Raw genomic sequence first — 11,590 nt, 5'->3', positions numbered from 1 at the left:
CAGGCGCCTTCTTCGGCAATTCCACCACATTGTCGTCGATGCGGCCGATCAGGTTGCGGATGGTCAGGTCAAAGTAACGGCTCAGATAATAGGAGCCGTTGATCTGCGTCTCCGCCACCATGTGACTGACGAAGGCGTCCCTCGCGGCCGCGTTGGGCAGGAAGGGCGCGCTCCAGAACTGTTTCAGCCTGTCTTCGCCACCATGGGCGACAAGGCCGTCAATGGCATAATGTGCATTCCCCAGCACGAAGACCGGGCAATTGCGCTGCAACGCCAGAATTCCCGTGGTGCTGTTGACCGTGATCATGCCGCGGGCATGCCGGATCAACAGCCCGGTCGGCCCGTCGTCGATCAAGGACACTCGATCGGCCACACCCGCCAGCTTGGCGAGCTGCGCCACGAAGCGGTGATAGGGCCGATGCCCGCGGTCGAGCGGATGGGCCTTGAAGGCAAGGCGGGTGCCGGGCGGGGCGTGCTTGGCAAAGGAGCGGATCGTGGCCTCGATCATGCGCTCCATGGTCCAGCCTGCGCCGTGGACCCTCAATTGCAGGTCATCATGCACCTGCAGGGCGGCGACGAAATATTTGCGGTCGAAATTGTCGACGAGGTCGATGATCTTCTTCGCATTGGTCCAGCGATCGGTGTATTTGCGCATGGCGTTGCGGCTCCAGAGCATCGCCTCTCCCAACAAGGAGCGCTCGCGATGATGGGAATATTGCCGAAACACCACGCTGCCGGCCGACATCGCCAGGTAATATTTGAAAGCCCACCAGGCCATGGGCTTGAAGCTGGCGGCGGGGATCGTCACCGGCGCCTCGACAGGGGCCGCCTTGTTGCGATCATAGGCCGACAGGACCCGCGGCAGCAGGGACGCCGCATTGTTGCCCTCGCGTTCGGCGGTCACGTAATCGGGTCGTAGATACCCTTCCTCCAGGCACCACACATCGATGCCGAGCTCCCGGCACAGCGCCACCGCCACCTGGTGATAGGGACGCTGATCGCCGAACAGGATCACCTTGTCCGGCTTCTGACCAAGCAGGAACTGCGAGAACCAGCCCCGCCAAGCCGACAGGCTGTCGGAAAACATGACAAACGGAATCCGCCTCGAATAGATGCGGTCGCCGAGATTGAAATTGATCTTGAGGACTCTGTCGCCACGCGCTAGGAGCGATTGCGCAAGCTCGGAAAAAAAGGGGCCGACCGGTCCCTGGAGCAGTACAATGAACTTGGGACGCGGCATAGGCAATCCGACAATTGATTCAAACTGAAACAGCTTACACATACTGATAGTTCTTGTCGCAAATATGTACATACCGCTGATTTGACAGGCTACCGTTTCGGCAGGCATTGCGGCATCGAATCCGGTTTCGGAATCGGGTCCAACCCCGCGGGCCGTTGCTGCTGCATCGTTTTTGCCGAAAGCCGGCATCCACTTTTCGGCATGATGCCCTACGCTGCGGCAATGTCCTCGATCGCACGGCCGAAAGCGCGGGCGGCCGGCCCGAGCGGTTCATCGAGACGATGGGCGAGATAGGCCTGCGTACCGGCCCTGGCATGACGACCCAGATCCTTGGTGTGCAGCCGGACAAGGCGGCCTTCCCGCAGATCCCGTTCCACCTGCCAGGCGGGGAGGCGTCCCCACCCCAACCCCGCCAGGATCATGGCGTGCTTGGTATCCTGGCTGCCAACGCGGCAGGTCTGCGGCGACAACACGCCGAAATCCCGCCCCTGTGACAAGGTGGTCGGATCCATCTGGACGATCTGCAGATGATCCGCAAGTTCGGCGACTTCGATCGCCTGGTCGTCGATCCGAGTAGCCAGCGGGTGGCCTGCCGCGGCAACCGCCACGATTTCGATCGAGGAGAGGCCCTGCAGCACCACGCGCGGATCACGGAAATTCTCGCCGGTGATCACCGCCAGCGTGCTGCGCCCCGCCAGCAGGGCCGTGAGCGGGCCACCCAGGGGTTCGAAGGCCAGGCGGATCGCGACAGAAGGATAGTCCTGCCGCATCATCCTGAGAGCCTCGCCGACCCAGGCGACCGGAAACAGCGTGTCCACCACCAGCGAAAGTTCGAGTTCCACCCCCTCCCCCAATCCTCGGGCACGGGCGCGCATGGCGTCGACGCGCAGGAGGATGTCACGGGCATTGGCGAGCAGGGCCTTGCCCTCACCGGTCAGCACCGGGCGATGACCGGTGCGGTCGAACAAGGCCAGCCCGAGTTCCGCCTCCAGATTGGCGATGGCATGGCTTACCGCCGATTGCACGCGTGAGAGCCTGGCGGCCCCCGACCGGAAGCTGCCGCTGTCGACCACCGTCACGAAGGTGCGCAGTTGATCCAAGGTAAGGGCATCGATCATGATCAATTCTTTCGATCGGTTTGATGCCAATTATATCACTCCGATCGATAAGCCTGAAATGCGATGCTCCCCTCATCCAGGAATGACGAGGAGCTGACAATGACATCCGTGCTGGTGCTGTACTATTCCTCCTACGGCCATATCGAGATCATGGCGGGTGCGGTGGCCGAAGGCGTGCGTGAAACCGGCGCCCGCGCCGTAGTGAAACGGGTACCGGAAATCGTGCCGGATGCCGTCGCCATCCGTGCCGGCTACAAGCTGGATCAGCGGGCGGCGATTGCCGATGTCGCCGAACTGGCCGACCATGATGCCATCATCTTCGGCACGCCGACACGCTTCGGCACGATGGCCGCGCAGATGAAGAACTTTCTCGATCAGGCCGGAGGGCTGTGGGCACGCAATGCCCTGGTCGGGCGCGTCGGCAGCGTCTTTACTTCCACCGGCAGCCAGCATGGCGGGCAGGAGGCCACGATCCTGTCCACCCATATCGCGCTGCTGCATCTGGGCATGGTCGTCGCCGGCCTGCCCTATACCTTCGGGGGGCAGTCGCGCATGGACGAGATCACCGGCGGTTCGCCCTACGGCGCTTCGACATTGGCCGATGACGGCCGCGGCGGCAATCGCGAGCCCAGCACCAACGAACTCGACGGTGCGCGCTTCCAGGGACGTCACGTCGCCCATCTCGCCCAGGCCCTCGCCGCCGCGCGGCTCCAGGATGCCGCCTGATGGCTCCCCTTCTCCTCCTGCCCCGCAACACCACGGCCTGGCCGGCAGTAGCCATGGTGGTCGCCTCCGGCATTGCAGCCTCGCTGCAGGTCGGCAAGACGCTGATCGCCGCTCCCATGCTGCAGGCCGATCTCGGCCTCGGCCTTGGCGCCATCGGCTGGCTGGCCGGCATCTTCGCCGTGCTCGGCCTGGCCGGCGGTATCCCGGCAGGAGCGGCCATCTCCGGCTTCGGCGATCGCCGCATGCTGGTGCTGGGCCTGGGCGCCATCGCGGCCGGCAGCGGACTCGGTGCCCTCACCTCCCACTATGGCGTGCTGGTCACCTCGCGCATCGTCGAAGGCCTCGGCTTCCTGCTGGTCACGGTGGCGGGTCTCGCCATCCTGAACCGGATCAGCCCCGCCGGGCAGCGCGATCTCGCCTTTGCCTTGTGGAGTTGCTTCATGCCGGCCGGAATAGCCCTCGCCATGCTCGCCGGCCCGTGCTTCAGCGATTGGCGCGCCATCTGGTGGACCGGTGCGATCATCGCAAGCCTTGCCATCGCGGCCGCTCTGGTCACGGTGCCGGGCAGCCCCCGCCGGAGCCCGACGCCGCCGCAGCGCCTCGCCCGAAATGTCCTTGCCGTGCTGACGGCCGGTGGCCCCCCGCTGCTCGCCCTATGCTTTGCTCTCTATAGCCTGATGTTCTTCGCCCTGTTCAGTTTCCTGCCGGTCCTGCTGATGGAGCGCATGGGCTTGGACTATGGCACCGCCGGCATGGTCAGTGCACTCGCCAGTGCTTCGAACATTCTCGGCAATCTCGCGGCCGGCTTCCTGTTATCACGCGGGACCCGCCGCGCCGTGCTGATCGCGAGCGCCAGCCTGGTGATGGGAATCGCCGCGCCTTGCGTGTTCCTGCAGATCTTCCCGAATGGCCCGCTGCTGCTGTTATGCATCGTGTTTTCGGCCGTCGGCGGCCTCATCCCGGCGACACTCCTGTCCTCCGCCCCCGTCCTGGCGCCCACCGCTGCGCTGGCTCCAATGGTGGTCGGCCTCGCCATGCAGGGCAGCAGCCTCGGCCAGGTCGCCGGGCCGGTTGCGGTGGGCGCGCTCATCGACACCTATGGCTGGGGATCGGCAGGCCTGCTCGTCGTCGCCGCCGCCGCGGCTGCCATCGCCCTCGCGCTGGCCCTCGGCCGCATCGACCGGCAGGCTGCACCTTCCCCGTCCGGCCCGTGAGGAAGGACCGGCCCCGCGATTGCACGGGAAGGCCGCGGATCGCCTTCTCGCGCCACCGAGGCAGGCGACAACGCAAATCGCCAGCCCCCTGCGGCTCGGGCGCATTCGTCAACATGCGTCGGCCGTGGTGGTGATCGCCCCTTTCAACCGCTGCCCGGCAGGAGCGTGCGCAAGGTTCGCGCAATGCAGGACGGGTAACGCTATGTTGGCAAGGCGCGAGGCAAGGGGACATGGGAGAGACAGGCAATGCGGATCCTGCTGGTGGAAGACGAGCCTGAGATGGTCTCGGCCTTGCGCTCCGCCCTGGTCCGACACGACATGATCGTAGACCATGTCTCGAACATTGCCGCCGCCGAAGAGGTGCTCTGTGACCGGGTGCACGACGCCCTGCTGCTCGATCGTCAGTTGCCGGATGGCGATGGCCTGTCCCTGATTCCCACCCTGCGCGCCAGCGGCAATCCCTTACCGGTGCTGGTCCTGACCGCCCGAGGCGACCTGCCCGACCGTGTCGACGGATTGGAACATGGCGCCGATGACTATCTCGGCAAACCCTTCGCATTCGAGGAATTGCTGGCGCGGCTGCGGGCCCTGCTGCGTCGCCCCGCCCATCTGCAATCCCATGTGGTGCGGGTCGGGCGGCTCTGCTTCGACTTCACCCACCAGGAGGCCAGCGTGGCCGGCATCCCGCTGGAAATGCCAAGGCGGGAACTTCTGGTGCTGGCAGCCCTGGTGCGGCGCATGGGGCGCATGGTGCTGCGCTCCTTCCTGATGGAAGCGGTGTTCGGCATGGACGACGAGATCCAGTCCAACGCCCTCGATACCCATGTTTCGAGGTTACGCCGCAAGCTTGCCGACGCCGACGCCGGCGTCACCATCAACGGCATTCGCGGCGTCGGCTATCTCCTGCGCGAGACGCCATGACCGCCACTACCTCGCCCTCCTTGCGCTGGCGCCTGGTCAAACGGCTGGTCGCCTTCCAGACCGTCATGCTCACACTCATCGTGGTGATCCTGGTCTTTGCGGTCTGGGGTACGGCACGCATCGTCGATGCCTATGAAGACAGCGCCCTCGATGTGCTTCGGGATGCCCTTGTCCGCCAGCCGGATGGCCGACTCGCCCTGGCAAAAACCGGCGATCTGGCGCGATTGCGGGAGGATGCTCCCGATCTGTGGTTCGTTATCAAGGACAAGCAGGGCCAACAGTTGGCGGAAGGCGAGGTTCCCGCCGACTATACCGCAATCGTGGCCGGCATCGGCCTTATCCAGCAGATGCGGATCGGTGAGGACCAGCCCGGCATCGACAAACCGGATGCCGTGCTCAAATGGGTCGAGAGCGCCGCCGGCCGCGTGCAGATCCTTACGGGCACGCAGGGCCATATGTCATGGCAACATCTGTTCTGGGGCGTATCGCTGAGTTCGGCCACGGTGATCGGACCGCTCTTCGCGCTGATGGCGCTGGTTACGCTGATCGTCACGCCAATCGTGGTACGCCGGGCGCTGAAAGGACTCGGCGCGGCGGCAACGCAGGCCGAGCGCATCGACATTGCCGAGCGTGGTGTCCGCCTGCCTCTTTCTGGCGTACCCGCCGAGATCCTGCCGCTAGTCAAGGCCGTCAATGACGCGCTGGTTCGCCTCGACAATGGCTATGAACGCCATCAACGCTTTCTCGCAGACGCGGCGCACGAACTGCGAACGCCAATCGCCATCCTGACCACCCGCATCGCTTCGCTGCCGCCGGGTGCGGAGAAAAGCCGGCTTCTGGAAGACGCCAATCGGCTGGCGGTGCTGACCGGGCAATTGCTCGATTTCCAGCGCCTGGACCAGCAGGAGAGGCCGACGGCAACGGTCGATCTCGCCGCGCTCGCCCAAAGGGTGCTCGTCGATCTCGCACCACTGGCCTTCGCCGCCGGCTACGAGATCGACTTCAAGGCCGATGACGGGCCGATCCTGGTGACAGGCGACCAGACCTCGCTCGAGCGGGCGCTGACCAATCTCATCCAGAACGCCATCGATCATGGCGGGCGCCGCGGCACCATCGGCATACGCGTCGACCGCAGCGGCCGCATCGAGATCTGCGACGAGGGCGACGGCATTCCCGAAAGCGAGACCGAGCGGATCTTCGAGCCATTCCACCGCCTGCGCCAGGACGGCCGCGGCGCCGGACTCGGTCTCAACCTCGTGCGCGAGATCGTGCGCCTGCATGGCGGCCATATCGCCGCATCCAACGGCCCCAAGGGCGGCGCCTGCCTGGAAATCGACCTGCCTTTGGCGGCGCGACAGGCTGAAGGAAAGATGCTGTCTTGAGCAACGGCCCGTTCATCGGGCTGTACTCGTCTTGAGGACGGTATTTCAGGACAGGACAGGCACTTTTACGGCCCCGGATCATCCTTCCAGATCGGCCTTGAGCTTGTCGAGAAGGGTGAGGGCGTGGGCGGCGTAGCCGCTGATCCAGCGGTCGTGGATGCGCTTGATCGGCAGGGCGTTGAGATGGTTCCAGCGCTCACGCCCTTCCCGCCTGACGATGATGAGATCGGCCTCCTCCAGCACCTTGAGATGCTGCATCACCGTGCAGCGATCCATGTCCGCGAAGGCTTCGCAGAGCATGCCGGTGGTGCGCGCCTCCTCCTTGAGGTGGTCGAGCATGGCCCGCCGGCGCGGATGGGCCAATGCCTTGAAAACCAGGTCTTCTTCGTGCTCGCTTGACATGTTATAAATTTATAACATATTGTCGCATCCTGCAACAGGGAGAAGCCCGATGAAGCCGAAATTCAGGGTTTCCGCACGGATCGCAAAGCCGGTTCGCGAGGTGTTCGAGGCCGTGGTCAACCCCGGCAAGCTCAGCGCCTATTTCACCACGGTCGGCGGCGCCAGCGCCCCATTGGCGGCCGGAGCGACCGTGGTGTGGTGGGGCAAGGTCCCCGTCGAAGTGGACGAGGTGATGGCCGACAGCCATATCGTGCTGCGCTGGGATGGGCCGAAACCCGCCGATGGCGCCGCGGGCTACAAAACCCGCATCGAGATGGATTTCGAGGCGCTGGAAGACGACGCGACGCTGGTTACCATCGCCGAGACCGGCTGGAGCGAGGACGCGCAGGGGCAGCACGCCTCCTACCTCAATTGCGAGGGCTGGTCGCAGATGCTCTGCTGCCTCAAGGCCTATCTCGAATACGGCATCAATCTGCGCGAGGGCTATTATCGAAGCGAACTGGCCGGCGTGCCGGCAAGCGAACCCTCCAGTGACACCCCATGACGGGACAAGGGAAACCAACCATGGCTGCGACCATCTATGGCGGCATCGATATCGCCATGAAGATCCCTCCGCATCAATATCAGGCCACGGTAGCGTTCTATCGCGATGTGGTCGGCCTGACGCCGATCACCGACAAGGCGCCTGCCATCGGCTTCGAGCTCGGCCCCAACAAATTGTGGCTCGACGAGGCGCCGATGCTGAGCCAGGCCGAAGTCTGGCTGGAGCTGTTCACCGACGATTTCAACAAGGCGTCCGGCCATCTGTCGGGTGCCGGCGTGGTCCGTTGCGACGCGATCGAGCCGCTGCCGGACGGATTCAAGGGCGGCTGGGTCACCAATCCCGCCAATATCGTCCACATGCTGCGCGAGCCGGACACCTGGTGAGCCGAGGGCGGTCAGCCTCGCTCTCGGGCTGAAGCGACTTGACCGTGGTGACGCGCCCTATTACGAAAATGCTTGCAGCGGCCATCCATGCTGCTGCCGTAGGCGTTACCGTCATCCAACGCGTCCTTTGTCGAGGGGTTCCCAGCAGGGAGATCTCGATTCAACAGGGCGCTACGGTCATGCCATCCCACTTCTGCTCCGCCTTCCCGTCATCCCCTGGGGCTTCCATTCCGGTGCGGCTTGCCGCTGCCATGATGGTCGATGCTCACCTGGGATTGCAGGCGGCCCGCTGCCTCACGCGCAGCGGCGGCGTTTCCGTGCCCCCAGCTCAACGGAGACGCAATACCCATGAAGATGACCGGCAACACCATCCTCGTCACCGGCGGCACCAGCGGCATCGGCCGCGTGCTCGCCGAAGCCTTCCACCAGCACGGCAACCGCGTCATCGTGACGGGACGCCGGCAAGGCCTGCTTGATCGGATCACGGCAAACCGGCCCGGCTTGATCGGGCTGCCGCTCGACCTCGCCGATCCCGGCTCCCTGTCGCGCCTCGCCAACGAGATACGCAGGCATTTTCCCGACCTCAACATGCTCATCGCCAATGCCGGCATCTCGCGCGCCGAGGACCTGACGGCGGACGGCTGGGATGTCGGCGATGCCGAGGCGATCGTGGAGACCAACATCCTGGGCGTATTGCGCGTGACCGCAGCACTCCTCCCGATTCTGAAGGCTCAAGCGGATGCGACGATCATCGCCACGAGCTCAAACCTCGCCTTCGTGCCTCGTGCCGACTTCCCGACCTATTGCGCCAGCAAGGCGTTCCTGCATTCCTGGCTCCAGTCCCTGCGCCACCAGCTTCGCAAGGTGCCCGTCGAGGTGCTCGAGCTGGCACCCCCTTATGTGCAGACCGAGCTCACCGGCAGCCAGCAGGCCTCCGATCCGCGCGCGATGCCCGTCGACGCCTATGTCGCCGAGGTGATGCAGTTGCTCGACCAAGGCGACCATCCGCAAGGCGAGGTACTGGTCGAACGCGACCGCGCTCGCCGCCGGGCCGAGCGGGACGGCCGCTACGAGGCCGTCTTTGCCACCATGAATCCGGATTGAACCGCCGGTTCGCCGCATCTCCTGCGACCGACAAGCCTCGCCGCCCGGGCACATCTCGAGCGGCTTCAAATCATTTCAAAGGGGAAAATGGCGCACCCAGCACGATTCGAACGTGCGACCTTTGCCTTCGGAGGGCAACGCTCTATCCAGCTGAGCTATGGGTGCGTCGTTCGTCCTTCTAAACGATCGTTCCGCGTCCTGCAATCGCCCGATGCGATTTCGCCTGATGCGATTTTTGGGGTCACCCGAATGTCTTGCGCGGATCGAGCGCATCGCGCACCGCTTCGCCCACCAGAATCAGCAGCGAGAGCAGCAGCGCCGTCACGGTGAAGCCGGAGATGGTGAGCCAATAGGCATTGGGCCGCGCCTGGGCCTGCTTGAGCAATTCGCCGAGCGAGGCCGTGCCGGGCGGCAGGCCGAGGCCGAGATAATCCAGCGCCGTCAGCGTCGAGATGGCGCCGGAGAGAATGAAGGGCAGCATGGTCAGCGTCGCCACCGTCGCGTTCGGCAGGAGGTGCTTGATCATGATGGTGGTGTCGGACAGGCCGAGCGCCTTGGCCGCCCGGACATATTCGAGATTGCGGGCGCGCAGGAACTCGGCACGGACCACCGCCACCAGCGCCATCCAGGAAAACAACAGGAGGATGCCGAGCAGCACCCAGAAGCCCGGCGCCAGCACCGCCGAAATGATGATGAGCAGATAGAGCGAGGGAATGCTGGTCCAGATCTCGATGGCGCGCTGGAAGATCAGGTCGACCCAGCCGCCGAAATAGCCCTGCACCGCACCGGCGGCCACGCCGATCAGCGAGGAAAAGAAGGTGAGGATCAGGCCGAAGAGCAGGGAGATCCGGGTGCCGTAGATGATGCGGGCCAGCACATCGCGGCCGGTATCGTCGGTACCGAGCCAGTTCCATTCGATGTCGCGGCACCCCGTCCCGCCCACGGTCTGGGCGGCGTCGCGGCACTGCTCGTCGCGCAGGGCCCAGGTGGGCGGCGAGGGCACGCCGCCGGCCGGCGGGTTCTTGTTGATGGTCTGCGGGCCATAGCGAATCGGTGCCCAGAGCACGAAGGCGCCGCGATCGGCCAGCAGCTTGACGAGGTAGGGATCGCGGAAATTCGCCGGTCCCGGCAGGTCTCCGCCAAGATCGGTCTCGTCGTAGTCGACGAAGACCGGCGTAAAGACCTGGCCCTTGTCGACGATCAGCAGCGGCTTTTCATTGGCGATGAACTCGGCGAACAGCGACAGGATGAAGAGGGTGAGAAAGAGCCAGAACGACCAGTAGCCGCGCCGATTGGCCTTGAAATTGTTGAGGCGCCGCCGGTTGAGAGGCGACAGGGCAAGCCAGCCTCGCCGGGTTTGGGTGGCAGCCTCCATCTCAAACCTCACGCGCTTCGAAGTCGATGCGCGGATCGACGAACATGTAGATCAAGTCGGTGGCCAGATTGATGACCAGGGCCACCAGCGCCAGGATGTAGATGGAGGCCAGCACCACGGGATAGTCGCGGTTGATGACCGATTCATAGTTGAGCCGGCCGAGACCGTTGAGCTCGAAGGTCTGCTCGATCAGCAGCGATCCGGTGAACAGCGCCGCGATGAAGGCGGCGGGAAAGCTCGCGATCACGATCAGCATGGCGTTGCGAAAAACATGACCATAGAGCACCCGGCGCGGTGACAATCCCTTCATGCGCGCCGTCAGCACATATTGCTTGCGGATCTCGTCGAGGAAGGCGTTCTTGGTCATCATGGTCAGCGTGGCGAAGGCCGAGACCCCCATGGCGATCAGCGGCAGCGTCATGTGCCAGGCATAGTCGGCGATCTTGCCCCACAGCGATAATTCGTTCCAATTGTCGGAAACCAGCCGGCCATTGGGAAAGATCTGCCAGAAGGCGCTGCCGGCAAACAGCGTGATCAACAGGATGCCGAGAGTGAAGCCGGGAATGGCATAGCCGATGACGATCACCGCGGAGGTCCAGCCGTCGAAGAAGGAACCGTCCTTGACCGCCTTGCGGATGCCCAGCGGTATCGAGATCGCGTAGGAGAGCAGCATCACCCACAGGCCGATGGAGATCGACACCGGCAGTTTCTCGGCGATCAGCGTGGTGACGGGCGTATCGCGGAAATAGCTCTGGCCGAAGCTGAAGGTGGCGTAGTTCTTGATCATCAACCAGAATTGCTCATAGACCGGCTTGTCGAAGCCATATTGCTTGCGCAGGCTGGCGATGAAGGCCGGATCTAGGCCCTGGGAGCCTCGATATTGCGAGGCGCCGGCATTGAAGCTCGGTGCCGGGCCGCCGAGATCGCCCCCGCCCCCGGCATTGCCCGACAGCATCGACACCATGCGCTCCACCGGACCGCCGGGCACGATCTGGATGATGGCAAAGGAGATCAGCATGATGCCGAACAGGGTCGGCACGATCAGCGCGAGACGGCGCAGGACATAGGCGAGCAAATCGACGTTCCGGGTTGGCCTGTCGAACCTAGAGGAGAATCAGGGCGATGGGAATCCTGGCGGGACGCGGAACCCCCCTCATCCCCCTGCCGGGACCTTCTCCCGC

General features: G+C 64.3%; 12 protein-coding genes and 1 tRNA gene. 7 read left to right on the top strand and 6 right to left on the bottom strand.

Features of this window, described 5'->3' with window-relative positions; translation table 11 throughout:
• Together ACTJKX_RS27105 and ACTJKX_RS27100 are read right to left on the bottom strand one after the other, a co-directional pair.
• Positions 1–1,240 (bottom strand): capsule biosynthesis protein (locus ACTJKX_RS27105; RefSeq protein WP_440727104.1); only part of this gene is annotated, 1,240 nt, incomplete at its 3' end.
• 209 nt (positions 1,241–1,449) lie between these two features.
• Complete coding sequence (locus ACTJKX_RS27100; RefSeq protein WP_440727103.1) at positions 1,450–2,358, bottom strand: LysR family transcriptional regulator; 909 nt, start codon at positions 2,356–2,358, stop codon at positions 1,450–1,452.
• Positions 2,359–2,457: 99 nt separating this feature from the next.
• On the opposite strand from ACTJKX_RS27100, the gene wrbA reads away from it, so the two are divergent.
• The 4 genes from wrbA to ACTJKX_RS27080 all read left to right on the top strand — a co-directional run bounded on the left by wrbA (position 2,458) and on the right by ACTJKX_RS27080 (position 6,601).
• Positions 2,458–3,084, top strand: a complete 627-nt coding sequence (wrbA, locus tag ACTJKX_RS27095) for an NAD(P)H:quinone oxidoreductase (protein ID WP_440727102.1) — start codon at positions 2,458–2,460, stop codon at positions 3,082–3,084.
• Entirely contained in the window at positions 3,084–4,298 is a 1,215-nt protein-coding gene (locus ACTJKX_RS27090) for an MFS transporter (RefSeq protein ID WP_440727101.1), read from the top strand. Before wrbA ends, ACTJKX_RS27090 begins: the two co-directional genes overlap by 1 nt.
• A gap of 246 nt (positions 4,299–4,544) precedes the next feature.
• Positions 4,545–5,219, top strand: coding sequence for a response regulator transcription factor (locus ACTJKX_RS27085; protein ID WP_440727100.1), 675 nt, complete (start codon positions 4,545–4,547; stop codon positions 5,217–5,219).
• Positions 5,216–6,601, top strand: coding sequence for a sensor histidine kinase (locus ACTJKX_RS27080; protein WP_440727099.1), 1,386 nt, complete (start codon positions 5,216–5,218; stop codon positions 6,599–6,601). Before ACTJKX_RS27085 ends, ACTJKX_RS27080 begins: the two co-directional genes overlap by 4 nt.
• A gap of 78 nt (positions 6,602–6,679) precedes the next feature.
• Here ACTJKX_RS27080 and ACTJKX_RS27075 read toward each other — a convergent pair whose 3' ends face one another.
• Entirely contained in the window at positions 6,680–7,003 is a 324-nt protein-coding gene (locus ACTJKX_RS27075) for an ArsR/SmtB family transcription factor (RefSeq protein WP_440727098.1), read from the bottom strand.
• A gap of 49 nt (positions 7,004–7,052) precedes the next feature.
• Here ACTJKX_RS27075 and ACTJKX_RS27070 point away from each other — a divergent pair, with 49 nt between their 5' ends.
• The 3 genes from ACTJKX_RS27070 (at position 7,053) to ACTJKX_RS27060 (ending at position 9,034) form a co-directional block, all read left to right on the top strand.
• Positions 7,053–7,547, top strand: a complete 495-nt coding sequence (locus ACTJKX_RS27070; RefSeq protein WP_440727097.1) for an SRPBCC domain-containing protein — start codon at positions 7,053–7,055, stop codon at positions 7,545–7,547.
• 20 nt (positions 7,548–7,567) lie between these two features.
• The gene (locus tag ACTJKX_RS27065) at positions 7,568–7,930 is read left to right on the top strand and encodes a hypothetical protein (RefSeq protein ID WP_440727096.1); all 363 of its coding nucleotides are present in this window, start codon (positions 7,568–7,570) and stop codon (positions 7,928–7,930) included.
• Between the two features lie 348 nt (positions 7,931–8,278).
• Entirely contained in the window at positions 8,279–9,034 is a 756-nt protein-coding gene (locus tag ACTJKX_RS27060) for an SDR family oxidoreductase (RefSeq protein WP_440727095.1), read from the top strand.
• 88 nt (positions 9,035–9,122) lie between these two features.
• Here the strand turns inward: ACTJKX_RS27060 and ACTJKX_RS27055 are convergent.
• From ACTJKX_RS27055 to ACTJKX_RS27045, 3 genes are all read right to left on the bottom strand, one after another.
• A tRNA-Arg gene (locus ACTJKX_RS27055) sits at positions 9,123–9,199 on the bottom strand.
• 76 nt (positions 9,200–9,275) lie between these two features.
• Complete coding sequence (locus ACTJKX_RS27050; protein WP_440727094.1) at positions 9,276–10,409, bottom strand: ABC transporter permease; 1,134 nt, start codon at positions 10,407–10,409, stop codon at positions 9,276–9,278.
• Position 10,410: 1 nt separating this feature from the next.
• Positions 10,411–11,484: a microcin C ABC transporter permease YejB gene (locus tag ACTJKX_RS27045; protein WP_367623708.1), complete on the bottom strand. Its 1,074-nt coding sequence runs from the start codon at positions 11,482–11,484 to the stop codon at positions 10,411–10,413.
• Positions 11,485–11,590: the final 106 nt, after the last annotated feature.

The sequence above is a fragment of the Labrys sp. 22185 genome (assembly GCF_052045555.1).
GTDB lineage: Bacteria > Pseudomonadota > Alphaproteobacteria > Rhizobiales > Labraceae > Labrys > Labrys neptuniae.
Note: the sequence above shows the minus strand (reverse complement) of the source record. Positions and strands in the feature narration are given on the sequence as shown.